A 26,186-nucleotide genomic window follows, 5' to 3' on the forward strand; every position below is an offset into this window, starting at 1 on the left:
ACTCATACGAGCAGCAGCAATGCGGCGCCATACACGAGCGCGCCGACGATAAACGTCATCACGGTAAAGCCGAGCACACGCTGCACGCCGATGCCCGCCATCGCAACGACGGGCGCGGCCCAGAACGGCTGCATCATGTTCGACACCTGCTCGCCCATTGCGACGGCCATCGTCGTCGCGGGCACGGATGCATGCAGCGCGACGGCGGCAGGCACGACGAACGGCCCCTGCACTGCCCAGTGGCCGCCGCCGCTCGGAATGAAGAACGTGACGATCAGCGAGCAGACGTAACTCCAGAACGGCAGCGTATGCGCGTTGGAAATAGCGATGAAAAAATGGGAAATGACGTTCGGCAAACCGGTCGCATCCATCATGCCCATGATCCCGCCGTACAGCGGGTATTGCAGCATCATCGAACCCGTCTGCCGCGCGGCGTTTTTCACGGCATCGGCGTACGCGAGCGGATAGCCGTGCAGGATCACGCCCGCAATGAACATCACGAAAATCACCGCGTTGACGCCGGAAAACGCGATGTGTTCTGACTGCGCGAGCACCAGCAGCGCAATCCCTGTCGCGCCGATGAATGCCGAGCCGAGCCACGAATATTCGATCCAGCGCGCGAAGCTCAGCTTGCCCGTGGGCTTCTCACGCGGCGCCGCATCGGGATGCTTTTGCGTATCGAGCAGCACGGCATCTTCGTCGCGTGGCTTGAGCCATGCGAGAACGAACGGCATCGCCAGCAGCATCGCGATGGTCGGCACCAGATTGAAACCCGTGAATACCGTCGCGCTGAACGGCAGCACCTCACCCGTGATCTTTTGCACGACGTTCATCGCGCTGCCCGGTGTCGACTGCGCAAGCGCAATCGAACTGGAGATGCCGCTCGCCCACACGACCCATCCCGAGAAGCCCGCCGCGACGATCCACGCGAAGTCGACGCGCATGCGCTTCGCGACTTCGCGCGCCAGCAATGCGCTGACGACCAGCCCCAGACCCCAGTTGCAAAACGACGCAACGGCCACGAGCACGAACGTGAGCGTCGCGGCCTGCACGGGCGTGCGGGCAACGGAAACGAGTGCCTTGAAGACGCGGTGCACGATGGGCGCGTGAGCGAACGCGTGACCCGTCACGAGCACCAGCGTGATCTGAAACGCGAACGTGAGAATGTCGAAGAAGCCCTTGTACCAGCCGCCGACCAGCTTGCCCAACGACGCATGTGGCGCGAACATCGCCGACAACACCGCGACGATCGCCGTGATGAGGATTGCGAGCACGAACGGATCGGGGATGGTGCGCTCGAACAGGCCGATCGTCGCCTCGGTGAAGCGGGTCTTGCGCACTGACGTTGGCGCAACGGTGGATTTCATCACGTGTCTCCGGTTTTGAATGTGCCCGCACGTCGTTTGGGCTTTGTGTAGTTGGCGGGTCGTCTCTTCAGGACTTTTCAGTGCAAGGCGCTCAATTGCCGAATCCGTATAGCGTTGCCGCGTTGTCGACGAGGATACGATCGCGCGTGGCCGTATCGTTCGTCCATTCACCGAGCAGATCGAGCAGCAAGGGATCGTCGGGCTTGTGCGTCTCCGTCACGTGCGGCCAGTCGCTGCCCCACACCAGCCTGTCCGGCACGGCCGAGATCCATGCACGCGCTGTCGGCGCTGCGTCTGCGTAGCGACGGTCGAGCCCTTCGATCGAATCGAGGTATGGGCCGGACAGCTTGATCCACGCGCGTCCGGCATCGGCGAGACGGCGCACGATGGGAAACGCCGCGTGCGCCGCGCCATCGGGCAACGGAAGGCGCGCGCAATGATCGAACACGATCGTCGATGGGAGACGCGCGAGCAGCGCTTCGTGCTCGACGATCTGCGCAGCCGTCCAATGCAGTTGCACATGCCAGCCGAGTTCCGCCACGCGTGTTGCCAGCGGCTCGACCATGTCGAAGCCGACCACGGCGTTCGCCGGCGTATAGAGCGTGAAGCGGATGCCGCGAATGCCGCCCGCGTGCAGCGTTTCAAGCTCGGCGTCCGTCACATCGGGACGCACGACGGCGACGCCGCGCGCATTCGCGATGCCGAACTGGCGAATCGCATCGAGCGTCACGGCGTTGTCGGTGCCGTAGATGCGCGGCGTCACGATCACCACGCGCTGCGTGCCGATCCGCGCCTGCACTTCGCGATACGCTGCCACATCCGCTGTGTCGACAAAACCTGCTGCGTCGCGATGCGCGAGGAACGCGCGGTTATAGATGTGGATGTGCGAATCGCAAGCGCCTGGTGGCGTGTGCCGATGTAAGTCCATGCGTGTCTCCTTCTTTTTTGCGGATCTCTACAGCACAGCGCGCTTCTCGCGCAGACTTTCGATGTCCGCGTCGGAGCATCCCGCGTCGCGCAGCACCGCGTCCGAATGCTCGCCGAACGCGGGAGCCGCGAACGGCTCGGGTAACGGCGTCGCGCCAAAACGGATCGGATGCTTGAAGCCGCGATACCGGCCCACACCCGGATACTCGAAGTCGGTCACCATGTCTTCGGCGAGCACCTGCGGATGGTCGAACATGTCTTCGATGCCGCGGGCCGCGGCGCACGGCACGGCGTCGCCGAAATGCGTTTCCCATTCGAGCGCCGTGCGAACCTGCAAAGCCGCGCGAAGCTTCGGAACGATTTCGCCGCAATGCAATGCACGCTTGCGCACCGTGTCGTAGCGTTCATTCTCCGCAAGATCCTTGAGGCCCGTCTTTTCGCACAACGCCTGCCAGAAATGCGGCGTGTTCGCCGACAGATACAGATAACCCTGACGCGTCGGATGAATGCCCGTGATGCCGCCCGAGCGCATATCGCGGCCGACCTCTTTCGGCTCGTCGTCGGCCCAGATCATGCGGGCCGACTGCATCGCCAGCGCGCTGCGCAGCAACGACACGCCCACGTACTGACCTGCGCCGCTGCGCTCGCGGTCGAACAGCGCGGACGACACGCCCGCCGCGACCAACGCGGCCGCATAGTAGTCGACCACCGAGCCATACACGATTTCAGGCGGTCCGCCATGGCGGCCTTGCAGCGAGCAGATGCCTGTCATCGTTTGCAGGACCTGGTCGTAGCCCGCCTTGTCGCGGTTGGGGCCCGTTTCGCCATACCCTGTCACCGCGCAATAGATCAGCCGCGGATTGACCTCGCGCAACTGCTCGTAACCGATCCCGAGGCGCTCCGGCACGCCCGGCCGGAAGTTGTGCACGAGCACATCGGCCGTCTTCACGAGGCGCATCATCACGGCGAGCGCTTCGGGCTGTTTCAGGTCCAGCGCGAGGCCGCGCTTGCCGCGGTTCACGCCGAGAAAGGCGCGGCTTTCGGCTTCGAGCGTCGAAGGATACTTGCGCAGGTTGTCGCCCGAAGGCGGCTCGATCTTGATGACCTCGGCGCCCTGATCGGCGAGCAGCGTGCACCCGTACGGCCCCGCGATATAGGCGCTCAGGTCGAGCACGCGCAAGCCGGCGAGCGGTCCCTGCTGTCGTGCGTCGGCTGATTGCGATGGTTGTTGCATCTGTTTCTCCAACTCGATTCGATGTGTGTGCAACGAGAGTGCGTTGCTTTACAAAGCTGTGCTGCCGACAACTGCGCGCTGCTCGCCCGTCAGCAGTTCGAGACGCGCGGCGTGCTGCACGAGCGCGCGCGCGCGCTCGAAGAACGGCGGATCGATCATCCTGCCGTCGACGACGTACGCGCCCAGGCCTTTGCTCTGCGCATCGCGTGCTGCTTCGACGACGCGCACCGCATGCGCGATGTCCGCGTCGGACGGACGGAACACGTCGTTGGCCAGCGCGATCTGGCTCGGGTGGATGCAGCTCTTGCCGAGGAAGCCCATCGCGTGCGCGAGCTGCGCTTCGGCGCGGAAGCCCGCTTCGTCCTTGATGTTGGCGAACGCCGAGTCGTACGCGAAGAGGTTTGCCTCGCCTGCTGCGATGCGCAGCGTGAACATCGCCTGCTGAATCGCCGCCTGCTCGCGACGCGCGATGCCAAGCGGCTCGAACAGATCGCCCAGCCCGAGTTGCAGCCCGGCGACGCGCGGATGCGCGGCGGCGAGTTCCGCGGCGCGCCGCAACGCTTTCGGCGATTCGATGTTGAGCAGCAAGCGCACGGGCACGCTCACGCCATTTGCCTGCTCGGCCTGTTCGAGCGCGGCGGCAGCGGCGCGCACGTCGTCCGCGCTTTCGGGTTTCGGGAGATTCAGGTAGTCGAGACCGGGATGCACGACGGCGTCGAGATCGGCGGGGAAAAACGGCGTGTCGAGCGCGTTGACGCGCACGATCAGCACCTTGCGATGCTCGCGCACCGCGCTGTCGCGCAACAGATCCCGCAGCGCGAGACGCGCTTGCGGCTTGCGCTCCGGTGAGACGGCATCTTCGAGATCGAACGAGAGGGCATCGGCGGCGCTCGCGAGCGCCTTGGCGAACAGCTCCGGGCGCGATGCCGGCACGAACAGCTTGCTTCTCATGTCTCCGTTCCAGTTGCTTATTGGCTGGCAACCAGTCTACGGAGAGACAGGTTTTAGATAAACTATCTGCGTCTATCTTCAAACCATAGAATATCTATCGTCATGGACATTAACTTTCTCGGTAATCTGCTGCTGGTCGTCGATACGGGCTCGATGGCCGAGGCCGCGCGGCGCGTCGGCGTGACGCCTGCGGCGATCGCGCAGCAGGTGCAGGCGCTCGAGCGCGAACTCGGCGTGCCCCTGCTCGTGCGCGCGGGGCGCACGGTGATTCCGACGGAAGCGGGTCATCGCGTGATCGCGCGTGCGAGGAACCTCGTGCGTGAATCCGCGGAGTTGAAGGCGTTCGCGCTTGAAGACGAAGCTGCGGGCGAATTGCGCATCGGTACGATCACGACGGCGCTGCTCTCGTTGTTACCGGACGTGCTGGCCGCGTTCGCGCGCGCGTTTCCGCAGGCCAACGTGCTGATACGCGCGGGGACGTCGATGGAACTGTATGAGACCTTGCAACGTGGTGATCTCGACGTTGCCGTCTGTCTGCATCCTGCGTTTGCGCTGCCGAAGGCGTATGACTGGCATCTGCTGCGCGAGGAACCGATTGTCGTGCTCGCGCCGGCGCGGCTGAAGGATGAGGACCCGCATGAACTGCTGCGGCGCGAGCCGTTTATCCGTTATGACCGCTCGCTCGGCGGCGGCAAGCAGGCGGATCAATATCTGCGGTCGGCGCGGATCGCTCCACGTGAAGTGTTTGAACTGAATTCGCTGATGGCGATTGCGATGATGGTCGATCGGGGACTCGGTGTGTCGCTGGTGCCGGATATCGTGTCGCCGCTGACGACTACGCTAAAGGTCGCGAGGCTCGCGCTGCCGACGCCGACGGAGCCGCGGCGGTTCGGTGTGCTGTGGCATAAGACGTCGCCGCGTGGGCGGTTGATCAAGGGGTTTTTGCAGTGTGCCGATGGGGTGCTTGGGTATGGGGATAGCGGTGGCGATGGGAAGAAGGTTGGGCGGCGTCGGTCGGGTGGGTGATCGCCCTATTACTCTGTTGTCGGCGATGTGATTGCGTCGATGACAACAGGAAGTGGTAACTAGAGCGATTCGGCTGCCGCTGCCCCGCTCCGGCGATGTCAATACATTCGCCCGAACAGGCATTGCGCGAAGCGAGCGGCTGATGGAGTCGCCGCAAAGTCAGGCATTCGGCCGTGCTTGAAAGCACGGCTGCCACTCAGGAAGCGTCAATTCAGAACTATGCGATCGGCGAGACCCGGGCTTTTGTAGTGCGCCATCGTTGCGCTTGCGCCTCGGCATTCCGGGGTCTGCCTGTTCGAAAACCTCGGATCCTGCAATTGATATGTCATACTAAATTTCAAGTGCATGACTGACGAGGAAATGGACATTCCAATGGGAGCGGAGTTGCGGTGCAGACAGACCGACAGTGCGGCGATAGCCGAGCACGCCGGACATCGCCGGATTGCCAGCGGAGTGTCGCGATCACATGAAAAAAACCAGCGCCCCAACGAGAGCCGGACCCAATCACGAACCCGAAGAAAAACAAAAACCCCGCAAGCCATCGGCTTAACGGGGTTGCAGTATTGAATTGTGGCGGAGAGACGGGGATTCGAACCCCGGATAGGTTATTAACCTATACACGCTTTCCAGGCGTGCGACTTAAACCGCTCATCCATCTCTCCGGCGGGGAGGCGCATTATAGCAGATTCCGCCGCCATTGCCACCCCGTCCGAAAGGCCAACCATCACGGATGGCGGATATAGTCCACCAGCGCCCGCGTATACGCATCCGGCTTCCGGTCCACGAGGCTCACGAGCACCGTCACCAGAAACCCCGCCGGCACGCCGAACACGCCCGAGCTGATCGGCTCGATACCGAACCAGCGGGGCCCGACAAAGCCCGTCAGCTGCGTGAAGAACGGATACGTCGACACGATGTACCAGATGCACACCACCAGCCCCGCCACCATGCCTGCCACCGCGCCCAGACGCGTCGTCCGCTTCCAGAACACCCCAAGCACGAGCACAGGAAAAAGACTCGACGCCGCCAGCGAAAACGCCGCGCCCACCAGAAACAGGATGTTCCCCGTATTCAGCGACGCCACATAAGACGCAAACAGCGCCACCCCAAGCAACAGGATCTTCGAGATCGTCACCCGCTTCTGGCTCGACGCCTCGGGATCGACCATGTGGTAATACACGTCGTGCGAAAGCGCATTGGCGATCGTCAGCAGCAGGCCATCGGCGGTTGAAAGCGCCGCCGCCAGTGCACCCGCCGCAATCAGCCCCGACATCACATACGGCAGCCCGGCAATCTCCGGCGCGGCGAGCACGACCATGTCCGGCTGCATCTGGATCTCGCTCCAGCGGACGATGCCGTCGCCGTTCACATCGGCGATGCTCAGCAGGTACGGCTCGACATGCCGCCACTGCATCACCCATTGCGGCAGGTCGGAAAACCGATGCCCGACCAGATTCGACAGAATCTCGTACTTGATCAGCACCGCAAGCACGGGCACCGTCAGATAGAACAGCGCGACGAAGAACAGCGTCCAGCCAACCGAGCGCCGCGCCGACGCGACCGACGTCGTCGTGTTGTAGCGCGTGAGGATATGCGGCAAGCTCGCCGTCCCCAGAGAGAGGCACAGAAGCAGCGACAGGAAATTGCGCAGATGCAGCCGCCTCTCGTCCTCGTTCGCGGCGGGAAACGGCTCATGCATCGGCACGGGCGGCGCTGCGCGCTGCATCATCTCGTCGCGTTGCTGCGCCCACACGATCTGCGCCGTCGCTGGATCACGCGGAAAGCGCGCGATGCGCCGCTCCAGATCGGCGATCTCGCGCAGCGGTCCGTTATGCCGCCGCAGATCGTCAAGTTGCACGGTAAGGCGGCCCTTCTCGTCGATATACGACTGCGGCAGGCTGTCGATCTGCGTCTGGATCAGCGCTGCGCGCATCCGGTAGTCGTCGCGCACCGACTGCTCCGATGGCGCATCGCGCACCTGGCGCTCGAGCGACTCGACGCGCTCCATCAGACGCCCATAGTTGAGTTGCGGCACCCAGCCGAGCCCGTCCTTGTGCGCAATCATCGACACAGGAATCAGGAACGCCACGATCAGGATGATGTACTGCGCAACCTGCGTCCACGTCACCGCGCGCATGCCGCCAAGAAACGAGCACACCAGAATGCCCGCGAGCCCGCAGAAAATGCCGATCGCAAAGTCGACGCCGATAAAGCGCGTCGCGATCAGTCCGACGCCCTGGATCTGCGCGACGAGATAAACGAACGAGCACAGGATCGCCGACAGCGCAGCAAGCCCGCGCACCGCGTTGCTCGAAAAGCGCGTGCCGAGAAAATCGGGAATCGTGTAGCGCGCGAGCTTGCGCACGTACGGCGCAAGCAGAAACGCGACGAGGCAATAGCCACCCGTCCAGCCCATCATGTACGCGAGACCGTCATAGCCCGTTGCGTACAAGGTGCCCGCCAGCCCGATGAACGAGGCCGCCGACAGCCAGTCCGCCGCCGTCGCCATGCCGTTGAACGCGGACGGCACGCGCCGCCCCGCTACGTAGTATTCGACGAGATCGGAAGTCCGCGACAGCAGGCCGATTACTGCATACACGGCAATCGGCACGAACAGGAACACGTAGCCGATCCACGTGCCCGGCCCGCTAGCCGCCTCGATACGCCAGAGCAGATAGATGAAGATCAAAAAGCCGATCGTGTAGAGCGAATACGAGCGGATCAGCCGATGCGCGAGCTTCATCGGTCGGCTGCGCGCTCGGCGAAGTCGTCGGTCGCGCTGGCTGCGAGCGCGCGCAGAAGCGCCGCGTCGGCGCGTTGCATCAGCACGATGTACACGACGATCAGCAGCAGGTACACGAGAATCGCCCCTTGCGCGCCCATATAGAACGGCAGGCTGAAGCCCGCAAAGCGCGCGTGCTCGATGTTTCGCGCGATGAGCGGCACGATGAACGACACGAAGAAGCCGATCAGCATCAACGCGACGATCAGCATGACGTTGAAGCGCCAGTAGCGCGCGTGCGCGCGCGCCATCGCCGCCGTCACGGGCGGCGGCTCGGGCACGGGATTGATCGTGAATCGCGAGGTGTGGTGTGGCGCGGCCATGCGCCTATTTATCAAAAAGGTGTTGCATCAGCAATCCGGGTTGTCCACGCAACGATTTCGCGCGGCGGGTCGAGACGACATCTCAAGCCTACGAAAAAACGGCGCACCCATATCGGATGCGCCGTTTGCTGCTTCAAATCTTTACGTCGTCGCGGTTGCGCAAGATCAGCGCGATTCGCCCAGCTGGTCGAGAATCGCCGGATTCTCCAGCGTCGACACATCCTGCGTGATCTCCTCGCCCTTCGCGAGCGACCGCAACAGGCGGCGCATGATCTTGCCCGAGCGCGTCTTCGGCAGGTTGTCGCCGAAGCGGATGTCCTTCGGCTTCGCAATCGGACCGATTTCCTTGCCGACCCAGTTGCGCAGTTCCGCCGCGATCTTCGCGGCTTCTTCGCCTTCGGGACGCGAGCGCTTCAGCACGACGAACGCACACACCGCTTCGCCCGTCGTCTCGTCGGGACGGCCAACCACGGCCGCTTCCGCCACCAGCGGATTCGAGACCAGCGCCGACTCGATCTCCATCGTGCCGAGACGGTGGCCCGACACGTTCAGCACGTCGTCGATACGGCCCATGATCGTGAAGTAGCCGGTGTCCTTGTCGCGCACCGAGCCGTCGCCCGCGAGGTATAGCTTGCCGCCGAGTTCCTCGGGGAAGTAGCTCTTCTTGAAGCGCTCCGGGTCGCCCCAGATCGCGCGGATCATCGCCGGCCACGGGCGCTTGACGACGAGAATGCCGCCCTGCCCGTTCGGCACGTCCTGCCCCGTCTCATCGACGATCGCGGCCATAATGCCCGGCAGCGGCAGCGTGCACGAACCCGGCACGAGCGGCGTCGCGCCCGGCAGCGGCGTGATCATGTGGCCACCCGTTTCCGTCTGCCACCACGTATCGACGATCGGGCAACGCGAGCCGCCCACGTTCTCGTAGTACCACACCCACGCTTCCGGATTGATCGGCTCGCCGACCGTGCCGATGATGCGCAGCGTCGACAGGTCGTAGCTTTTCGGATGCACCTTCGCGTCGGCTTCGGCTGCCTTGATCAGCGAACGGATTGCCGTCGGCGCGGTGTAGAACACGGTGACCTTGTGCTTCTGGATCATGTCCCAGAAGCGGCCCGCGTTCGGATACGTCGGCACGCCTTCGAACACGACCTGCGTGCCGCCGAGCGCAAGCGGCCCATACGTGATGTAGCTGTGACCCGTGACCCAGCCGATATCGGCCGTGCACCAGAAGACATCCGTGGGCTTCCAGTCGAAGGTCCACTTCATCGTCTGCGCGGCCCACAGCAGATAGCCGCCCGTGCTATGTTGCACGCCCTTCGGTTTGCCCGTCGAACCGGACGTGTAGAGGATGAAGAGGGGATGCTCGGCACTGACCCACTCGGGCGCGCACTGGTCCGATTCGTTTGCGGTGACCTCGTGCATCCACAGATCGCGCGTGTCGTCCCAGCCGATCTTGCCGCCCGTGCGCTGGTAGACGATCACGCTCTTGACGGCCTCGCAGCCGCCCATCGCGAGCGCTTCGTCAGCGATGTTCTTCAGCGGCAGCGCCTTGCCCCCGCGCATCTGCTCGTCGGAGGTAATCAGCGCGACCGCGCCGACATCGACGAGACGTTCGTTCAGCGACTTCGACGAGAACCCGCCGAACACGACCGAGTGCGTTGCGCCGATCCGCGCGCATGCCTGCATCGCGACGATGCCTTCAATCGACATCGGCATATAGATGACGACGCGATCGCCCTTCTTGATGCCGCGCTTTTTCAGCGCGTTTGCGAAGCGCGACACGCGTTGCAGCATGTCGTTGTACGTGACGTTGGTGACGGTGCCGTCGTCGGCTTCGAAGATGATCGCGACGCGCTCGCCGTTGCCCGCCTCGACGTGACGGTCGATGCTGTTGTACGACGCGTTCAGTTCGCCGTCTTCATACCACTTGTAGAAAGGCGCGTTCGATTCGTCGAGCACCTTCGTGAAGGGCTTTTTCCAGCTGAGCGTCTCGCGCGCCAGCCTGCCCCAGAAGCCTTCGTAATCGCGCTCGGCCTCGGCGACGAGCGCCTTGTACGCGTCCATGCCGGACACAGTAGCCTGCGCCGTCACTTCGGCGGAAGGCGGAAACACGCGGCGTTCTTGAAGAACCGATTCAATCGCAGACATCGACTACCCCTTGGTGAAGATGAAACGTCAATCCTTGCGGGTGCGCGCGCGATGCGTGCCAGCCGTGGCCGGCGCAGCGCGTCGCTCCATATCGTCATACCCGTCATCGTGGCGCCGCATGATGTTGTCCTGCGGCGTGTCTCCCACCCTCGTGCGCATCGGCAGCGATGAGCACACAGCGATTCGGCGAATGACAACTGCGGCATCGCACATCGGGCGCGCCGCATGCCTTCATCAGCTTCGATCACTTCCCACGATAAGCGTTGCAACTTACCGCGTTCTTACGTGCGGGTCGAGCGTGCGTCAGGCTAAACACCAGGTGCGGCGCGTATGCTTGCCGCGCTGCAAGCAGTCCGCAAGGCTCGCCGGACGACGCAGCCCCGCTTTGCGCCCTTGTTAGCGCCCTTTTACAATGCTAACTGATCTAGCCGTCCGGATTCCAGCTTGAACCGCTACTCACTGTTCCTCATCGCCGCAATGCTGCTCGTCGGCAGCAACGTCGGCATCGGCAAGTCGATTGTCGCGTTCGTTCCCGTTCCCCTCTTTGCCCTGCTGCGCTTCGTGATCGCCATGGCCGTGTTATGGCCGCTCCTGCGCGTGAACAAGCTGCGCCGCGTGAAAGCGGGCGAATGGCTCAACCTTTTCCTGCAGGCGCTGTTCGGCACATTCGGGTTTACGCTGCTGATGCTCAACGGCGTGCATCGAACCAGCGCCGTCGCGGCGGGTGTCATCACGAGCACGATTCCCGCCGTGGTTGCGCTGTTCTCGTGGATCTTCCTCAAGGAAAAGCCGGATCGCCGCGCGCTGGCGTCGATTGCGCTGGCGATCGCCGGCGTGGTCGTCATCAATCTCGCGCACGCGGGCGCCGCCACGGGCCCATCCAGCGAGAGTTCGTTCGCCGGCAACCTGATGGTGCTCGGCGCGGTTTGCTGCGAATCGCTCTATGTGATCCTGTCGCGCCGGCTCACGCAGACGCTCGCGCCCATCGACATCTGCGCGTACACACATCTGTTCGGCCTGTTGCTGATGCTGCCGCTCGGCGTGTCGTCGCTGTTCGCCTTCAATTACACGAGCGTACCCGTCGGCATCTGGACGCTGGTGTTGTGGTACGGCCTGTCGGCGAGCATCTTCTCGTTCTTGCTGTGGATGAAGGGCATCCGCCATGTGCCGGGCAGTCTCGCTGGCGTGTTCAGCGCGGTACTGCCCGTCGCCGCCGCGATCTACGGGATCGTGTTCCTCGACGAACGGCCGACGCTCGCGCATGGCATCGCGCTCGCCTGCGTGGTCGCGGGCATCGCTCTGGCGAGCCTGAAGGCACGGCGCGTGCCGCCCGTCGCTTCTTAGCTCGAAATCGGCAGAAAGCACAGCATGGCGCACGCCGCCGCGCCATGCTGTCTTAGGCGCTAAGTGCCCGGGTGCCCGCCTCGACATGGCTGTCACGGATCACGCTGTACAATATCGCGCCCAACGCGCCTTGCCGGCCGGTTTCACCGCCGTGCCGCTGACTGCCGGTCGTTCGCTTTTCACGTGATCCGCCGCCGTCGATGCGAGCGCGTCCGTGCCCGCCGTATCCGTCGCCACGATCCGTCACCAAGAAGCGCCAACACTACGTCGACCCTACATGACCGCTCCGCGCCCCACTCTGTCCGGCCAGCCGCGCCGCATGCGCCTTCTGCCCTCCGTGATCTTCATGAGCCGCTGGCTGCAGGTGCCGCTGTATCTGGGCCTGATCGTCGCGCAAGGCGTCTACGTCGTATTGTTCGCGAAGGAAGTGTGGCACCTCGTCACGCACGCGATGACGCTCGACGAAACCAACATCATGCTCGTCGTGCTCGGCCTGATCGACGTGGTGATGATCTCGAACCTGCTGATCATGGTGATCGTCGGCGGGTATGAAACCTTTGTCTCGCGCCTCGGCCTGGAAGGTCATCCCGACGAGCCCGAATGGCTCGACCACGTGAACGCGGGCGTGCTGAAGGTGAAGCTGTCGATGGCGCTGATCGGCATCTCGTCGATTCATCTGCTGAAGACCTTCATCGACCCGGACAAGCACACGCAGCAGGCCGTGATGTGGCAGGTCATCATCCACGTCACGTTCCTCGTGTCCGCGCTGGTGATGGCATTCGTCGACCGGCTGACCACGCACACGCACCCGGAGCATTTTCACGAGCCCGCAGCCCGCGGCGGCGCGATGCCCGGCAAGAACACAACGATTTCCAACTCCCCTGAAGGCGTCTGACCGGCCGCGTCGTCACGCGGCCGCGATAACAAGCGCCACAATGCCCCACTGAGCCTAGCCATGACCGTCATCAAACAGGAAGACCTGATCCAGAGTATTGCCGACTCGCTGCAGTACATCAGCTACTACCATCCGCTCGATTACATCGAAGCGCTCGGCCGCGCGTACGAACTCGAAGAGAGCCCGGCCGCGAAGGACGCGATCGCGCAGATTCTGACGAACAGCCGCATGTGCGCCGAAGGCAAGCGCCCGATCTGCCAGGACACGGGCATCGTCACGGTGTTCGTGAAGGTCGGCATGGACGTGCGCTGGGATGGTGCGACGATGTCCGTCACTGACATGATCAACGAAGGCGTGCGCCGCGGTTATCTGAACCCGGACAACGTGCTGCGCGCGTCGATCGTGAACCCGCCCGAAGGCGCGCGCAAGAACACGAAGGACAACACGCCCGCCGTGATCCACTACGAGATCGTGCCGGGCGACAAGGTCGACGTGCAAGTCGCGGCCAAGGGCGGCGGCTCGGAGAACAAGTCGAAGTTCGCGATGCTGAACCCGTCGGATTCGATCGTCGACTGGATTCTGAAGACCGTGCCGACCATGGGCGCGGGCTGGTGCCCTCCGGGCATGCTCGGCATCGGCATCGGCGGCACGGCTGAAAAGGCGATGCTGATGGCGAAGGAATCGCTGATGGACCCGATCGACATTCAGGACATCATCGCGCGCGGCCCGCAGGACTGGATCGAAGAACTGCGCGTCGAACTGCACGAGAAGGTCAACGCGCTCGGTATCGGCGCGCAGGGTCTGGGCGGCCTCGCGACGGTGCTCGACGTGAAGATCATGGCCGCACCGACGCACGCGGCATCGAAGCCGATCGCGATCATCCCGAACTGCGCGGCCACGCGTCACGCGCACTTCACGCTGGACGGCACGGGCGTCGCGAAGCTCGAGGCGCCGTCGCTCGACGCATGGCCGAAGGTGCAGTGGGAACCGGACACCGAGAAGAGCCAGCGCATCGACCTGAACACGCTGACACCGGAAGAAGTCGCGTCGTGGAAGCCGGGCCAGACGCTGCTGCTGTCGGGCAAGATGTTGACGGGCCGCGACGCCGCGCACAAGCGCATCGCCGACATGCTCGCGAAGGGCGAAAAGCTGCCCGTCGATTTCACCAACCGCGTGATCTATTACGTCGGCCCCGTCGACCCGGTGCGCGACGAAGCGGTCGGCCCGGCAGGCCCGACCACCGCGACGCGCATGGACAAGTTCACGGAAACGATGCTCGCGCAAACCGGCCTGATCTCGATGATCGGCAAGGCCGAGCGCGGCCCCGTCGCGATCGAGGCGATCAAGAAGCACAAGGCGGCGTATCTGATGGCCGTGGGTGGCGCGGCGTATCTCGTGTCGAAGGCGATCCGCAGCGCGAAGGTGCTCGCGTTCGAAGATCTCGGCATGGAAGCCATCTATGAATTCGACGTGCAGGACATGCCCGTGACGGTCGCCGTCGATTCGAACGGCACGTCTGTGCACCAGACGGGACCGAAGGAATGGCAGGCGAAGATCGGTAAGATTCCCGTCGCGACTGCTTAAAGATTTTCTTTGTTTTACCGAAGCCGGGACGTTATAGTCCCGGCTTTTTTATTGTTCACGCGAAATACAAATAAAATTGCGTGAATGATTCTCAACAACCATATTCGTCCTTGGCTTTTAGTTTTCAGACGTTTATTGTTGTTGGAAAACCCAGCTCTTGAAGAGGAAACGTCATGCAAGGCGATAAAAAAGTCATCGAATATCTGAACGCCCAGTTGAAGAACGAACTGACCGCGATCAACCAGTATTTCCTGCACGCGCGGATGTACAAGCACTGGGGTCTCGAGAAGCTGGGCAAGCATGAGTACGACGAATCGATCGGCGAAATGAAGCACGCCGACTTGCTGATCGAACGCATTTTCATGCTCGATGGCCTGCCGAATCTGCAAGACCTGCACAAGCTGCTGATCGGCGAAGAAACGAAAGAAATTCTCGAATGCGATTTGAAGCTCGAAACCATCTCGCAGGGTACGTGCAAGGAAGCCATCGCTTATTGCGAGTCGGTGCGTGATTTCATCTCGCGCGAAATCTTCACGACGATTCTCGACGACACCGAAGAACATATCGACTGGCTCGAAACGCAGATCGACCTGATCGACAAGGTCGGCATCCAGAACTACCAGCAGTCGGCGATGGGCTCGCAGGAAGAATAAGACGACACCCGAGCTGGGAGGGTCCCCACTCCTGATACACTTCTGCGGTCCGATCCGCGCAACGTTTGCTCACAGGCGCTGCGCGGATTTTCTTATATGGCTTCCGTTGAAACCATGACCGCTTCGTCCCCCGCCTCCGCTACGTCCGCTTCGATTCCGCCGCTCACCTCGCTCGATCCGCGCGCGCCCGTCGGCATTTTCGACTCGGGTCTCGGCGGATTGTCGGTGCTGCGCGCGGTCCGCTCGCAACTGCCGGACGAAGCGCTCATCTACGTCGCGGATTCGCTCTATGCGCCCTACGGCGAGCGCGACGACGATTTCATCGCCGACCGCACGCTCGCGATCGGCGAATGGCTCGTCGCGCAGGGCGCGAAGGCGCTGGTGGTCGCTTGCAACACGGCGACCGCGCAGTCGATCGCGCTGGTGCGCGAAAAATTGCCTATTCAGTTGATCGGTGTCGAACCGGGCGTGAAGCCGGCGGCGTTGCAGTCGAAATCGCGCGTGGCGGGCGTGCTCGCGACCCGCGTGACGCTGCGCAGCGCCCGCTTCCAGGGGCTGCTCGAACGCTACGCCAGCGACTGCCGTTTTCTGTGCCAGCCGGGCCACGGCCTCGTAGAGGCTGTCGAGCGCTGCGACATCGGCTCGCCCGAACTGCGCGCGCTGATCGAAAGCTACCTTCAGCCGATGCTCGACGCCGGCGCCGATACGCTGGTGCTCGGCTGCACGCACTACCCGTTTCTCGATGCGGCGATCCGCGATATCGCCGGCGACCGGCTGACGCTGATCGACACGAGCGTCGCGATCGCCCGGCAACTGGAGCGCGTGCTCGACCAGCAAGGGCTGCGTTCGCCTGCGCGCGACGCCGTGCCGCAGCCGCGCTTCTGCTCGACCAGCGACGGCGCGCATCTCAAACAGCTCGCAGCGACGCTGCTCGACATCGACGCGCCCGTCGAGCGCGTGCACATTCCGTCGCGCCGTACGATCACGCCGGATTCGCACGCCGCCTGAGGCTGGCGGACGGCACCGTGCCGCTGGCGGTTTCCATGCGTCGCCGCCGCATCAAATACGCCGCCACCCGGCGGAAACCCGCCCCCACAACGCCCCGCCGCCACTTGAACGATCGTGCGGTGCCGGACGAAACCCTTCTAACAGGCTGGTTTTGTTACAAAATTTTGCCTGGGAGGCTTGCCAAACCGACCAAACAAAATGATAATAATTCGCATTAACGTTAGCTATCGCGAGCTGTCATGATTGTCTGCGTGTGCAAGTCAGTGTCCGACCGAAAAATCCGTGCAACGATCGCCGCAGGCGTCGATTCATTCGACGAGCTCCAGTTCGAGCTCGGCGTCGCCATGTGCTGCGGCAAGTGCGAGGAGTCCGTACGGGACGTGATGGCGCAAAGCGGCGTCTGTGCGAGCCGCTGTGGCGTCGAGCATCACACGCAAGCGGCGCCGCTGACGTTCTACGAACGCAAGGCAGCCTGAAGCCGGTTCCCGGCCTTTGACGCGTTTCAACATAGTGCTTCGAAAAGCGTGCCATTATCGGGCGCTGTAATTTTTTCGTTTCCGCCGTCAGCAAGCCAGTCCGACACCAGCCAGCGACGCCATTCTTCGAGGAGTTCGAGATGGAATTGCTGATCGGTTTTCTGACCACCGTTTGTATTTCGTTGCTGATATTCCGAACATGACGCTGTTTTGCATGACGTGCTGCATTGCCGGCGCGCCGCCACGCTAACCATGCAGGCCACGCCTTCTCTCCCAACCGGCTTCGCGCCGGACGCTTCCGCCCGAATCAACCCGCGTATCGCCACGGTGACGGGTATCGTCATCGGACTTCACGTTATCGCGCTCGCTATTGCGTTCACGGTGCGCGAAGTTGCGCCGTTGCAGGTTGAGACCCAGCGCACGATCACGGCGGAGCTGCTTCCGCCGCCGCCCCCTGCCGCTGCGCCTGTCGCGATCGAATCGGCCCCGCCGCCGCCGAAGCCCGTGCCCATCCAGAAGGTCAAGCCGAAGGTGCAGCCGCGCCCGACGCCGAAGCCCACGCCGACTCCACTGCCCGTCGCGCAAGCGCCGTCGCAGCACGAGATCAGCGCGCCCGAGCCGGCTCCGCCCGCGCCGCCAGCACCTGCTGCGCCCGCACCGGCCGCGCCCGCGGCAAAAACGGTGATGTCGATCACCGCGCCCAAGGACGCGTCGCACCTGAACTGCAGCATCATCGAGCCGACTTATCCGGCGATGTCGCGCCGCCGCGGCGAAACGGGCCGCGCCGTCGTGCAGTTCATTCTGTCGGCGTCGGGCCGGATCGAAAACGTCGAACTGAAGAAGAGCAGCGGCTCCGATCGCCTCGATCAGGCCGCGCTCGACGCGATTCGCTCGAGCTCGTGCAAACCCTATCTGGTGGACGGCGAGCCGACTCGCGTGCCCGCCGTCCAGCCGTTCGACTTCAGCCTGAACAATTGATATTGATCAGCTGACCAGGATCTCAAAAGAAAAAGGAATTGCCATGCAGAACTACGGTATTGCCCACGTCTGGGCACAAGGGGATTTCGTCACACGCGGCATCGCGGTGACGTTGCTGATCATGTCGGTGCTGTCGTGGAGCGTGATCGTTGTCAAGAGCTGGAACGTGATGCGTCTGGGCCGCCTCACGAAGAACGCCGAAAAGGCGTTCTGGCATTCGGACGATTTCGCCGACGGCATGAAGAAGCTCGGCCGCGACACGTCGTCGCCGGCTGAGAACCCGTTCCTCGCGCTCGCGCTGTCGGGCCAGGAAGCCGCCGATCACCATCATCAGACGCAGCCGCATCTGCACGACCGCATGGACGTGTCGGACTGGGTCACGCGCTGCCTGAAGGACACCATGGACGAAAGCGTCGCGCGCATGCAGAGCGGCCTTGCGGTGCTGGCGTCGATCGGCAGCACGGCGCCGTTCGTCGGCCTGTTCGGGACGGTGTGGGGTATTTATCACGCGCTGCTGTCGATCGGCGCAGCGGGTCAATCGTCGATCGATCAGGTCGCCGGCCCCGTAGGCGAAGCGCTCATCATGACGGCCTTCGGCCTGTTCGTCGCCATTCCCGCCGTGCTCGGCTACAACGCGCTGACGCGTGCCAACAAGGGCATCGTCAGCAAGCTGAGCCGCTTTGCACACGGCCTCCATGCGTTCTTCGTGACGGGCGCCCGCCTGTCGTCGTCGAAACGCGGAGACGGTCTTCGGCTCGCGACCCGCGCCAACTAAATAGCGAGACATAGCGATGGCAATGAGCCCTTTCGCCGGCGACGATGACGACGGCCTCATGAATGAAATCAACATGACGCCGCTCGTCGACGTCATGCTGGTTCTCCTGATCGTGTTCATGGTGACGATCCCCGTGATCCGCCATGCGGTGAAGATCGATCTGCCGCACGCGAGCAGCCAGAAGGAAGATACAAAGCCCGCGCAGGTGACGATTGCGATCGACGCCGACGGCAACCTGATGTGGGACGAACAGAAGATCTCCGACGACATGCTGCAGGCGAAGATCGCCGCTGCTGCGCAGCAGGAACCGCAGCCGGAACTGCATCTGAGCGCGGACCGCAAGGTCGCGTATGAAAAGGTCGCGCAGGTGATGTCGGCGGCCCAGGCGGGCGGCCTGACGAAGATCGGTTTCGTCACGGAACCGAAGGCCAAATAAACGCGCCGCCCTCTTCCGTTCGAACAAAAGCCCTGTTTTTCAGGGCTAAAAGTAAAAGGCCTTCATCGTCGGATGAAGGCCTTTTTTCATGCGCACTCGGCGCCTTCGGGCGGTGGGATCATTTACCATTGCTTGTGCTTTGGACCTGATCACCACATGCGAAAGCCGTGGTCGACACGGACAACGCTGTCAGCCCTATCAGGCTCGCTATCAAAGCGGCCGTGATTTTTCGCATAGGACACTCCTTAGCGAAGGGATTTCAATATAAGCCCGTGGGCTTTTCCATTCAAGCCCGCGGCCATTGAAAGTATCCATCGCCGGCCGCGCTTGCATGGCGAAAAGGTATTTCACTTCCTGCGTTCGCGTGAAAGTACGCGTCGGCTTCGTTAAGCCACAGCCGCTTTCAGCCGCAGATTCTTCGCTTCGCGCTCCGGGCATTCCTGTTGAATGTGCTTGCCCGTGTCGGGATCGAGCATCTCGACGAGATAGTCGACGAAGGTCCGCACCGCGGGCACCATGCCCTGCCGCGACAGGAAAACGGCATACAGCTGCGGCGACGGCAGCGTCCAGCCCGGCATCACGGGCGACAGGCGCCCGCTGCGCAGCGCGGCGCCGTACATCATTTCCGGCAGCGCCGCGATGCCGACGCCCGCGAGCGCCGCTTCCAGGATCATCATCAGATCGGCCGTGACGAGGCGCGGCTCGTGGTCGTGCGCGTGGCGCGTGCCGTCGGGCGCGATCAGGTTGTAGACGTGGCGACCGTCGCCTGTGGGCGTATCGAGCGTTTCGAAGCGTTTCAGGTCCGCGGGCTCGAGCGGCGGTGCGTTCTGGCTCAGCAGGCTCGGCGCGCCGACCAGCATCTGCTGCGTGCGCCACAACGGCCGCACGACGATGTTCGCGTTCTCGGGCGGCTCCGAACGCACGCGCAGCGCAACGTCGATCGAATCCTCGAACAGATCGACCACGCGATTCGTCACGCGCACCACGACGCGGACTTCCGGAAAACGGTGCATGAACTCCGGCATGATCTGCGACATGATGGTCTGCGAGATCGTCACGGGCACGCTGACGCGCACCGTGCCGCGCGGCGACGAGCGCAACTGCTGCACGACGTTGACGGCCGCCTGCGCCTCCGACAGCATCGCCTGACAGTGCTGGTAGAACAGTTGCCCCGCTTCCGTCAGCGCGAGCTTGCGCGTCGAGCGCTGCAAAAGACGCACGCCCAGCGACGCCTCCAGCTCCGTCAGCCGGCGCGACAGGCGCGACTTCGAAATGCCGAGCACGCGTTCAGCGGCGGAGAACCCACCGTGTTCGACGACCTGCGAAAAGTACATCAGGTCATTCAGGTTATGCGAATCGATCTTCATGTCATCGTTTCACTAGCAGAACAATCCATTGCGGTAGACGGCCTGTTACGGCCCAAAACGGTCCATATAATAGCCCTATGTTTCAGAAATAACGCTATTCCCCAATTTTCGAGGTGATTTTGATGAGCGCGACCCGCACGATCGAACGCACGTATCCTTCCGTACGCACGGTTGAAGGCGGCGGTTTCGTCGTCCACCGCCCGTTTCCGACCCGCATGCTGATGGATTTCGACCCGTTTCTGCTGCTCGATGAAATGGGCCCCATCGACTACGCGCCCGGCGAGGCGAAAGGCGCGCCCGATCATCCGCACCGCGGCTTCGAAACGGTCACCTACGTGCTCGAAGGCCAGTTTGGTCACAAGGATTCGGCGGGCCACTCGGGCACGCTGCGGGCGGGCGACGTGCAATGGATGACGGCGGGCGCGGGCGTCGTGCATAGCGAAATGCCCGATCCTTCTTTCATCGCGACGGGCGGCCGCGTGCACGGCCTGCAACTGTGGGTGAACCTGCCCAAGCGCGACAAGATGATCGCGCCGCGCTATCAGGAAATGCCGTCGGCGGGGATTCCCGTCGCGACATCTGCAGACGGCAAGGTGCGCGTGAAAGTGATTGCGGGCGAGGCACTCGGCGTGAAGGCCGCGATCGAAACGCGCACGCCGATCCTCTACCAGCATTTCACGCTGCAGCCTGGCGCGCAGCTCGTGCATCCTGTGCCGCGCGACTATCGCGTGTTCGCTTACGGGCTGTCGGGAAAAGGCCTGTATAGCGACGAGCGGCTCGAAATCGACGCGCAGCAGATGATCGTGTTCGACAACGACGGCGACACGGTGACGATCGCCGCCGGCGCTGAACCGCTCGAGGTGCTGCTGTTCGGCGGCGTGCCGCTGAATGAGCCCGTCGTCCGTTACGGCCCGTTCGTGATGAATACGGAAGACGAAATCCGTCAGGCTGTCATCGACTATCAGGCCGGCCGCATGGGACAGATCACACACTAGTCGTCCATACGGCTTTTCGCGGACCGGCACTCAACCGCGAATCGCAGCAAATTCGTTCACAATAGCGGTTCGAGCCGCGCGCCGCGTCCTGCGCCGCGCGGCGCTATTGTTCCAACTGAACGTTCCAACTCAACGTCCCGCACAGGAGCGCGCATGGCAGACACGAAGGTCACCGCACACATCGGCTCGACGGATTTCCAGGTGCTGTTCGACGATGGCACACACACATGGCTCGCCGACGAGCCCGAGTCGCTGGGCGGCGGCGATCGTGGCCCGACGCCGAACTCGCTGCTGCTGTCGAGCCTCGGCGCGTGCACGTCGATTACGCTGAAGATGTACGCGCAGCGTAAAGGCTGGCCGCTCGAAGAAGTGCGCGTGACGCTGTCGATGCAGAAAGAAGGCGACGGCACGGCGATCGACCGCCAGATCGTCCTGACGGGCAATCTGTCGGACGAACAGCAGGAACGACTCCTGCAAATCGCCAATGCATGTCCCGTGCACAAGATCCTGAGCAATCCGATCTCGATCCGCACGGGCCTGGCCGTTGCCTGATATTGCGTGAATTTTGAGCTTTAAGAGGAAGCTGTCGTCTTGAACTTCGAACATCTCATTCAGATCAACGATCCGCTCAATCCGCTCGTCGAATCGCTGACGCGCGAACAGCTGTGGGAAGGGCTCGTGCTGCGCGCGGAGCAGCCGCAGCTGTTCGTGATGGGCCTCGACAGCTGCTCGATCCTGTCGCGCACGGAAAGCACGATGGAGCGTGAGCTGCATTACGGCCATGCGACCGTGCGCGATCACGTCACGCTCACGCCGCAAAAAAGCGTGCGCTACGACATTAGCGCGACGGCCGACTACGTCGGCGGCTCGCTGACGATGACCATCGAGCAGCCCGACGAGCTGCAACTCTTCCTGCGCTTCGAGTACAGGACGAGCCTGCCGTCCGCCGACGAAAACGTCGACCCGGACGCGCATCAAACGGAAGAGATCGTGAAATCGGCGTATCGCGAGTCGGACATCGATACGGTCCGCCTGATCCGCCAGTTCGTCAGCGCGCGCAATACGCCTGACCAGTTGCACTAAATCCCGCGCGCCGCCAAAGCCTTCAGGCGGCGCAAATCCCCTCGCCTATCGAAACGTCAAACCGATTAATTTTGAAACCTTGTAAATGGGAATGGTTATCATTTAGAATCAATCTAACGAATCGACGAATACCAACGGCAAGCATGACGAACATGACACGCTCTTCCACGCTTAGCCTGCGCCGCCCCGCGGCAGCGGCACTGACGACCAGTCGCCCCGCCAAATCCGTGACGACGGCGCCTGCGGAACGCCATGCGGCCAACGGCAACGACGCAGCGCCGTCGACAGCAGAAACGTCCGAGCGCGTGCTGCGCAGCGATGCGCTGCTTCAGGGCCGCACCCATGTGAGCATCATGCACAACGGTGAGACGTATCAGTTGCGCGCAACGCGACTGGGCAAACTGATTCTGACGAAGTAACGAATGCCGCAGTAAAGATTGTTTTAGTACAGGGTATTGTGGGGACCACCTCCCAGAGAGGTGTTGGGCACTAGCCAGCCACGACGGCTTGCACGCGAGATCTAGACCCCTTCGTGCAGACACCAAGCCAGCCGTCGAAGCAAGCCAGGCCGCTTTTTTTGGTTCTCACCGCGACGTGCGCGCTTATGAATCGCGCAACGTTCATCGATGACAGAAGCGAAGCCGTGCAGATGACAACATCTGCACGGCTTTTGTCTTTTGCGACCCGCGCGGGAACCGTCAGCGCAGTTCGAGCGCGGCAATGCCCGCGCGTGCAATCGCCGTATCCTGCTCCGATTTCACGCCCGATACGCCGATCGCGCCCACCGTCTCGCCTTCCACGACGATGGGCACACCGCCTTCCACGAACGCGGCGAGCGGCGCACTCAGAAACGCGATGCGCCCCTGCTTGATGATGTCTTCGTAGACCTTGGTTTCGCGGCGCCCGAGCGCGGCTGTGCGCCCTTTCGCGGTCGCCATGTCGACCGTGCCGGGTGCCGCGCCATCCATTCGGTGCAGGTGAAGGAGATGACCGCCGTCGTCGAGAATCGCGATCGTCACGGTCCAGTGATTCGTCGCCGCATGCGCGTGCGCCGCGGCGGCCATCTTGCTGACGTCTTCGTCGGTCAATACGGGTTTGGTTCTCACAGGCGCCTCGCTCGGGTACGCGGCGCGCCGCCGATCAATGTGCCGGCCAGTACCAGAACATCAGCCACCACGCGCTATCGACGACGGCCAGTGCTGCCATGAACCATACCACCGACAGCGCGCGCTGGAAAACCCGCGCCGTGTAGCGGCGCGTCACGAGCCACGCGAGCCACGCGCTCCACGCATTCGAGATCACGAGAATCGCGATGCGAACGTCCGACGCCCAGTCGAGCGGCACATGTTCGGCCTTCAGCAGCGACAGCGTCGTCGCCGACAGGCCGAGGAACACGCCCGTGCCCGCAATCGGAATCAGCGCTTGCGCGAGATGATGCAGGCGCGTCATGTCGAAGCGTCCCAGCGTGCGCGTCGCGCCCGCCAGCAACGCGAGCAGCACCGTGCCGTAGACCACGCCCGTTGCGAGGATGTAGGCGATGATCATCGTGCCATCGAGCCACGAGAACACGTCGTTCTGTTCCGGATAATGCGTGAACAGGAACCACGGCGCGTTCGTGTCGAGCGGCCACATGATGTCGTGATCGACGAGCCATGTCGCGAGCGACTGCTTGATGTCGATGAACCACGGCGAGCCCGTCCAGTGGAATGCGCCGATCGCGATGCCGAGCAGGCCGTAGAGGATCAGCGCGGTGTCCCAGGCGCTCGCCTGCTTGTCGCCGAGATTCACCACTTCCGTCGACGGCTTGCGCCACGTCAGCGCAATCGCGTCGCGGTGTCCGCTACAGCGGCCGCACATGTGGCAGGCAGAGGCGCCCTTCATGTTGCGCAATGGCACGAGCGGCGCGCAGTTGATCGGGATCACGCGGTGGCCGTGTTCGCCTTCCTTGTACGACCGGCGCCACGCCTCTTCGTCGACCTTGTAGTGGAACGGCGCGAGACGCGCCAAAAGCGAAAAAACCCCGTTGACGGGGCACAGGTACTTACACCAGACGCGCTTCTCTCTACCGTATAGCAACCCGATGATCATCGCGGCGAATGTCGATCCGCCTAACACCAACAAGACTGCTTTTGGATACTGATAGACGCTGACCATCTGGCCGTAGATCGTCGTCAGACCGAAGGCGACGAAAGGCCAACCGCCCCAGCGCATCCAGCGTGGGATCGCCCAGCCTCGTCCGTATTTGCTCGCGAACTCCGCGAGCGCGCCTTCGGGACACAGCACGCCGCACCAGACCCGCCCGAGCATCACCATCGACAGCAGCACGAACGGCCACCAGATGCCCCAGAAAACGAACTGCGCCGCGAGCGTCAGGTTGTTCCACAGATGCGCGGTGTCGCCCGGCAGTTCGGTGAACGCGGGCACGAGAATCAGAAAAGCGTAGACGGCAACGACGACCCACTGAATACCGCGGATGGCAGCGCCGTGGCGCTGCATCCAGTTGCCGGCTTCTGCAAGCCGGCTGCGGCGATTTGCGACTGCCGTCGTCATGCCGCGCGCCCTGCCGTCTGTTGCGCGGGAACGCGCTTCGAACGACGGATCAGATACCACACGACGACCCAGTACAGCGCGTACGTGATCAGGTTCATCAGCGCCGGATGCGCGCGATAACCCGTCAGCGTCGCGACCAGCGAGCCGAACGTGCTGGAGTCGTCGAGAATCATCGACGTGTTCCATATGCGGTCAGCGATGGTCGGCAGGATTTCCTTGTCGATCAGTTTGTCGACGCCCGTCTGGAACAGGCCCGCGCCGAGAAACAGCAGCATGATTTCGGTGACGCGGAAGAACAGCCGCCACGAGAAGATCTTGCCGCCCAGTTGCAGCAGGTAAAACGTGATGAATGCGAGACCGAGGCCCAGCAGCACGGCAAGAATCTGGCTCATGCCCACGTGACCCGACTGGCCGAAACCGAGGCCGTACAGAAAGATCACCGTCTCGCTACCCTCGCGTGCGATCGCCAGCGCGACCAGCACGGCGACGCCCCACCAGTTCGCGCTCTGCGTGCTCTGCCGCAGTGACTTTTCCATGTCGCGCTTGAGCGTGCGCCCGTGCGACTTCATCCAGATCACCATCTGCACGATCAGCACGCAGGCGACCAGCACCATCGCGGTCTGGAAATAATCCTGCGCATCGCCCGACAGCACTTCGGTGAACCCGACCAGCGCGGCGCCCAGGCCGATCGCGGCCAGAATGCCTGCTGCCACGCCCGCCCACAGATACGGCAGACCGTGACGCGCCTGTTCGTCGCCATTCTTCAGCCACGCGTACAGAATGCCGACGACGAGCAGCGCCTCGACGCTTTCCCGCCAAACGATGAACACTACCTGACCCATCGAAACCTCCAACCACTTCAGTGGACGCCGCGCGTCCGTGTTACGGCTCGTGCTGCCGCGACGTCACTTGGCGACGATCACGCCCTGCGCCTGCTGATGAAAATCATCAAAGAACTTGTAGGTGCCGGGATCGAGCGGAGCGATCACGACCACCGATTCGGCGCCCGGCGCCAGAACCTTTTCCTTGCGCAGCTCGACGCTTTCGAATTCCGCCGCGCCCTTACCCGTGTTCTTCACTTCGATCCGGATGCGCTTGCCCGCAGGCACTTCGATACGCGCCGGCGTCAGCTTGCCGTCCGTCATTTCCAGCTTGAACGTCACGGCTTCCTCGGCGGCGTGCGCCACGCCGAAGAACGATGCCGCCATCGCGAGAACGGCAAGCTTCTGATTGACTCTCATGCACCCTTCCTAAAAATGCGGCGCGCTCTCACGCGCCGCTCAC

Annotated in this window: 27 protein-coding genes and 1 tRNA gene; 14 read left to right on the plus strand and 14 right to left on the minus strand. The window is 63.0% G+C overall.

What is annotated here, in order from left to right; genetic code table 11:
- Positions 1-2 precede the first annotated feature (2 nt).
- The 4 genes from C2L64_RS11020 to C2L64_RS11035 all read right to left on the minus strand — a co-directional run bounded on the left by C2L64_RS11020 (position 3) and on the right by C2L64_RS11035 (position 4,479).
- The gene (locus tag C2L64_RS11020; RefSeq protein WP_007590464.1) at positions 3-1,367 is read right to left on the minus strand and encodes a short-chain fatty acid transporter; all 1,365 of its coding nucleotides are present in this window, start codon (positions 1,365-1,367) and stop codon (positions 3-5) included.
- 91 nt (positions 1,368-1,458) lie between these two features.
- Complete coding sequence (locus tag C2L64_RS11025; RefSeq protein WP_007590462.1) at positions 1,459-2,295, minus strand: amidohydrolase family protein; 837 nt, start codon at positions 2,293-2,295, stop codon at positions 1,459-1,461.
- A 27-nt stretch (positions 2,296-2,322) separates the two neighbouring features.
- On the minus strand, positions 2,323-3,528 hold the full coding sequence (locus C2L64_RS11030; RefSeq protein ID WP_007590458.1) for a CaiB/BaiF CoA transferase family protein: 1,206 nt from the start codon (positions 3,526-3,528) through the stop codon (positions 2,323-2,325).
- Between the two features lie 48 nt (positions 3,529-3,576).
- Complete coding sequence (locus C2L64_RS11035) at positions 3,577-4,479, minus strand: HpcH/HpaI aldolase/citrate lyase family protein (RefSeq protein ID WP_007590455.1); 903 nt, start codon at positions 4,477-4,479, stop codon at positions 3,577-3,579.
- A gap of 102 nt (positions 4,480-4,581) precedes the next feature.
- Between C2L64_RS11035 and C2L64_RS11040 the strand changes: the two genes are divergently transcribed.
- Positions 4,582-5,505 (plus strand): LysR family transcriptional regulator, encoded by a 924-nt coding sequence (locus C2L64_RS11040; RefSeq protein ID WP_007590454.1) that lies wholly within the window; start codon positions 4,582-4,584, stop codon positions 5,503-5,505.
- Between the two features lie 571 nt (positions 5,506-6,076).
- Here C2L64_RS11040 and C2L64_RS11045 read toward each other — a convergent pair.
- The 4 genes from C2L64_RS11045 to acs form a co-directional block, all read right to left on the minus strand.
- Positions 6,077-6,167: transfer RNA gene (locus tag C2L64_RS11045), tRNA-Ser, on the minus strand.
- A 62-nt stretch (positions 6,168-6,229) separates the two neighbouring features.
- Positions 6,230-8,248 carry a sodium:solute symporter family protein gene (locus C2L64_RS11050; RefSeq protein ID WP_007590453.1) on the minus strand — a complete coding sequence of 673 codons (2,019 nt, stop codon included), beginning with the start codon at positions 8,246-8,248 and terminating at the stop codon, positions 6,230-6,232.
- Complete coding sequence (locus C2L64_RS11055; RefSeq protein ID WP_007590452.1) at positions 8,245-8,610, minus strand: DUF4212 domain-containing protein; 366 nt, start codon at positions 8,608-8,610, stop codon at positions 8,245-8,247. The genes C2L64_RS11050 and C2L64_RS11055 overlap by 4 nt, the downstream gene beginning before the upstream one ends.
- Positions 8,611-8,775: 165 nt before the next feature.
- Positions 8,776-10,758: an acetate--CoA ligase gene (gene acs / locus C2L64_RS11060; RefSeq protein WP_007590451.1), complete on the minus strand. Its 1,983-nt coding sequence runs from the start codon at positions 10,756-10,758 to the stop codon at positions 8,776-8,778.
- A 444-nt stretch (positions 10,759-11,202) separates the two neighbouring features.
- On the opposite strand from acs, the gene C2L64_RS11070 reads away from it, so the two are divergent.
- From C2L64_RS11070 to C2L64_RS11095, 6 genes are all read left to right on the plus strand, one after another.
- Entirely contained in the window at positions 11,203-12,102 is a 900-nt protein-coding gene (locus C2L64_RS11070) for a DMT family transporter (RefSeq protein WP_007590449.1), read from the plus strand.
- 277 nt (positions 12,103-12,379) lie between these two features.
- On the plus strand, positions 12,380-12,997 hold the full coding sequence (locus C2L64_RS11075; protein WP_007744871.1) for a TIGR00645 family protein: 618 nt from the start codon (positions 12,380-12,382) through the stop codon (positions 12,995-12,997).
- Positions 12,998-13,057: 60 nt separating this feature from the next.
- Positions 13,058-14,581: a fumarate hydratase gene (locus C2L64_RS11080; RefSeq protein WP_007590444.1), complete on the plus strand. Its 1,524-nt coding sequence runs from the start codon at positions 13,058-13,060 to the stop codon at positions 14,579-14,581.
- Between the two features lie 173 nt (positions 14,582-14,754).
- Positions 14,755-15,234, plus strand: coding sequence for a bacterioferritin (gene bfr, locus C2L64_RS11085; RefSeq protein ID WP_007590442.1), 480 nt, complete (start codon positions 14,755-14,757; stop codon positions 15,232-15,234).
- A 114-nt stretch (positions 15,235-15,348) separates the two neighbouring features.
- Positions 15,349-16,242 carry a glutamate racemase gene (murI, locus tag C2L64_RS11090; RefSeq protein WP_407671680.1) on the plus strand — a complete coding sequence of 298 codons (894 nt, stop codon included), beginning with the start codon at positions 15,349-15,351 and terminating at the stop codon, positions 16,240-16,242.
- Positions 16,243-16,481: 239 nt separating this feature from the next.
- Positions 16,482-16,718 carry a (2Fe-2S)-binding protein gene (locus C2L64_RS11095; RefSeq protein WP_007590439.1) on the plus strand — a complete coding sequence of 79 codons (237 nt, stop codon included), beginning with the start codon at positions 16,482-16,484 and terminating at the stop codon, positions 16,716-16,718.
- Positions 16,719-16,744: 26 nt separating this feature from the next.
- Here the strand turns inward: C2L64_RS11095 and C2L64_RS11100 are convergent, their stop codons facing one another.
- Positions 16,745-16,981, minus strand: coding sequence for a hypothetical protein (locus C2L64_RS11100; protein WP_133061288.1), 237 nt, complete (start codon positions 16,979-16,981; stop codon positions 16,745-16,747).
- Here C2L64_RS11100 and C2L64_RS11105 point away from each other — a divergent pair.
- From C2L64_RS11105 to C2L64_RS11115, 3 genes are read left to right on the plus strand one after another with little or no spacing between them, the layout of a single operon-like run.
- A complete protein-coding gene (locus C2L64_RS11105; RefSeq protein WP_007590436.1) occupies positions 16,971-17,696 on the plus strand; it encodes an energy transducer TonB in 726 nt (241 codons plus the stop codon). The genes C2L64_RS11100 and C2L64_RS11105 overlap by 11 nt on opposite strands.
- 43 nt (positions 17,697-17,739) lie before the next feature.
- Entirely contained in the window at positions 17,740-18,471 is a 732-nt protein-coding gene (locus tag C2L64_RS11110; RefSeq protein WP_007590435.1) for a MotA/TolQ/ExbB proton channel family protein, read from the plus strand.
- Positions 18,472-18,487: 16 nt separating this feature from the next.
- Complete coding sequence (locus tag C2L64_RS11115; protein WP_007590433.1) at positions 18,488-18,907, plus strand: ExbD/TolR family protein; 420 nt, start codon at positions 18,488-18,490, stop codon at positions 18,905-18,907.
- A gap of 386 nt (positions 18,908-19,293) precedes the next feature.
- Here C2L64_RS11115 and C2L64_RS11120 read toward each other — a convergent pair whose 3' ends face one another.
- Entirely contained in the window at positions 19,294-20,274 is a 981-nt protein-coding gene (locus tag C2L64_RS11120) for a LysR family transcriptional regulator (RefSeq protein ID WP_007590431.1), read from the minus strand.
- A gap of 122 nt (positions 20,275-20,396) precedes the next feature.
- Between C2L64_RS11120 and C2L64_RS11125 the strand changes: the two genes are divergently transcribed.
- The 4 genes from C2L64_RS11125 to hemP all read left to right on the plus strand — a co-directional run bounded on the left by C2L64_RS11125 (position 20,397) and on the right by hemP (position 22,771).
- Positions 20,397-21,269: a pirin family protein gene (locus tag C2L64_RS11125; RefSeq protein ID WP_007590429.1), complete on the plus strand. Its 873-nt coding sequence runs from the start codon at positions 20,397-20,399 to the stop codon at positions 21,267-21,269.
- A gap of 153 nt (positions 21,270-21,422) precedes the next feature.
- The gene (locus C2L64_RS11130; RefSeq protein WP_007590427.1) at positions 21,423-21,821 is read left to right on the plus strand and encodes an OsmC family protein; all 399 of its coding nucleotides are present in this window, start codon (positions 21,423-21,425) and stop codon (positions 21,819-21,821) included.
- A 39-nt stretch (positions 21,822-21,860) separates the two neighbouring features.
- Positions 21,861-22,352 carry an SRPBCC family protein gene (locus tag C2L64_RS11135; protein ID WP_007590424.1) on the plus strand — a complete coding sequence of 164 codons (492 nt, stop codon included), beginning with the start codon at positions 21,861-21,863 and terminating at the stop codon, positions 22,350-22,352.
- A gap of 143 nt (positions 22,353-22,495) precedes the next feature.
- Positions 22,496-22,771 carry a hemin uptake protein HemP gene (hemP, locus tag C2L64_RS11140; RefSeq protein ID WP_007590423.1) on the plus strand — a complete coding sequence of 92 codons (276 nt, stop codon included), beginning with the start codon at positions 22,496-22,498 and terminating at the stop codon, positions 22,769-22,771.
- 279 nt (positions 22,772-23,050) lie between these two features.
- Here the strand turns inward: hemP and C2L64_RS11145 are convergent, their stop codons facing one another.
- The 4 genes from C2L64_RS11145 to C2L64_RS11160 all read right to left on the minus strand — a co-directional run bounded on the left by C2L64_RS11145 (position 23,051) and on the right by C2L64_RS11160 (position 26,143).
- Positions 23,051-23,458, minus strand: a complete 408-nt coding sequence (locus C2L64_RS11145) for a GlcG/HbpS family heme-binding protein (RefSeq protein ID WP_007590422.1) — start codon at positions 23,456-23,458, stop codon at positions 23,051-23,053.
- A 34-nt stretch (positions 23,459-23,492) separates the two neighbouring features.
- Positions 23,493-24,902, minus strand: coding sequence for a 4Fe-4S binding protein (locus tag C2L64_RS11150; RefSeq protein ID WP_007590421.1), 1,410 nt, complete (start codon positions 24,900-24,902; stop codon positions 23,493-23,495).
- A complete protein-coding gene (locus C2L64_RS11155; protein ID WP_007590420.1) occupies positions 24,899-25,744 on the minus strand; it encodes an FTR1 family iron permease in 846 nt (281 codons plus the stop codon). Before C2L64_RS11155 ends, C2L64_RS11150 begins: the two co-directional genes overlap by 4 nt.
- A gap of 63 nt (positions 25,745-25,807) precedes the next feature.
- Positions 25,808-26,143, minus strand: coding sequence for a cupredoxin domain-containing protein (locus C2L64_RS11160; protein ID WP_007590415.1), 336 nt, complete (start codon positions 26,141-26,143; stop codon positions 25,808-25,810).
- Positions 26,144-26,186: the final 43 nt, after the last annotated feature.

The sequence above is a fragment of the Paraburkholderia hospita genome (assembly GCF_002902965.1).
In the GTDB taxonomy this organism is placed as follows: Bacteria; Pseudomonadota; Gammaproteobacteria; order Burkholderiales; family Burkholderiaceae; genus Paraburkholderia; species Paraburkholderia hospita.

Coding starts and splice junctions, on each gene's coding strand:
- C2L64_RS11160 (WP_007590415.1), bottom strand. CDS start 26,143: ATGAGAGTCAATCAGAAGCTTGCCGTTCTCGCGATGGCGGCATCGTTC.
- bfr (WP_007590442.1), top strand. CDS start 14,755: ATGCAAGGCGATAAAAAAGTCATCGAATATCTGAACGCCCAGTTGAAG.
- C2L64_RS11155 (WP_007590420.1), bottom strand. CDS start 25,744: ATGGGTCAGGTAGTGTTCATCGTTTGGCGGGAAAGCGTCGAGGCGCTG.
- C2L64_RS11080 (WP_007590444.1), top strand. CDS start 13,058: ATGACCGTCATCAAACAGGAAGACCTGATCCAGAGTATTGCCGACTCG.
- C2L64_RS11095 (WP_007590439.1), top strand. CDS start 16,482: ATGATTGTCTGCGTGTGCAAGTCAGTGTCCGACCGAAAAATCCGTGCA.
- C2L64_RS11105 (WP_007590436.1), top strand. CDS start 16,971: ATGCAGGCCACGCCTTCTCTCCCAACCGGCTTCGCGCCGGACGCTTCC.
- C2L64_RS11030 (WP_007590458.1), bottom strand. CDS start 3,528: ATGCAACAACCATCGCAATCAGCCGACGCACGACAGCAGGGACCGCTC.
- C2L64_RS11150 (WP_007590421.1), bottom strand. CDS start 24,902: ATGACGACGGCAGTCGCAAATCGCCGCAGCCGGCTTGCAGAAGCCGGC.
- C2L64_RS11025 (WP_007590462.1), bottom strand. CDS start 2,295: ATGGACTTACATCGGCACACGCCACCAGGCGCTTGCGATTCGCACATC.
- murI (WP_407671680.1), top strand. CDS start 15,349: ATGACCGCTTCGTCCCCCGCCTCCGCTACGTCCGCTTCGATTCCGCCG.
- hemP (WP_007590423.1), top strand. CDS start 22,496: ATGACGAACATGACACGCTCTTCCACGCTTAGCCTGCGCCGCCCCGCG.
- C2L64_RS11055 (WP_007590452.1), bottom strand. CDS start 8,610: ATGGCCGCGCCACACCACACCTCGCGATTCACGATCAATCCCGTGCCC.
- C2L64_RS11020 (WP_007590464.1), bottom strand. CDS start 1,367: ATGAAATCCACCGTTGCGCCAACGTCAGTGCGCAAGACCCGCTTCACC.
- C2L64_RS11115 (WP_007590433.1), top strand. CDS start 18,488: ATGGCAATGAGCCCTTTCGCCGGCGACGATGACGACGGCCTCATGAAT.
- C2L64_RS11040 (WP_007590454.1), top strand. CDS start 4,582: ATGGACATTAACTTTCTCGGTAATCTGCTGCTGGTCGTCGATACGGGC.
- C2L64_RS11050 (WP_007590453.1), bottom strand. CDS start 8,248: ATGAAGCTCGCGCATCGGCTGATCCGCTCGTATTCGCTCTACACGATC.
- C2L64_RS11130 (WP_007590427.1), top strand. CDS start 21,423: ATGGCAGACACGAAGGTCACCGCACACATCGGCTCGACGGATTTCCAG.
- C2L64_RS11075 (WP_007744871.1), top strand. CDS start 12,380: ATGACCGCTCCGCGCCCCACTCTGTCCGGCCAGCCGCGCCGCATGCGC.
- C2L64_RS11110 (WP_007590435.1), top strand. CDS start 17,740: ATGCAGAACTACGGTATTGCCCACGTCTGGGCACAAGGGGATTTCGTC.
- C2L64_RS11120 (WP_007590431.1), bottom strand. CDS start 20,274: ATGAAGATCGATTCGCATAACCTGAATGACCTGATGTACTTTTCGCAG.
- C2L64_RS11035 (WP_007590455.1), bottom strand. CDS start 4,479: ATGAGAAGCAAGCTGTTCGTGCCGGCATCGCGCCCGGAGCTGTTCGCC.
- C2L64_RS11125 (WP_007590429.1), top strand. CDS start 20,397: ATGAGCGCGACCCGCACGATCGAACGCACGTATCCTTCCGTACGCACG.
- acs (WP_007590451.1), bottom strand. CDS start 10,758: ATGTCTGCGATTGAATCGGTTCTTCAAGAACGCCGCGTGTTTCCGCCT.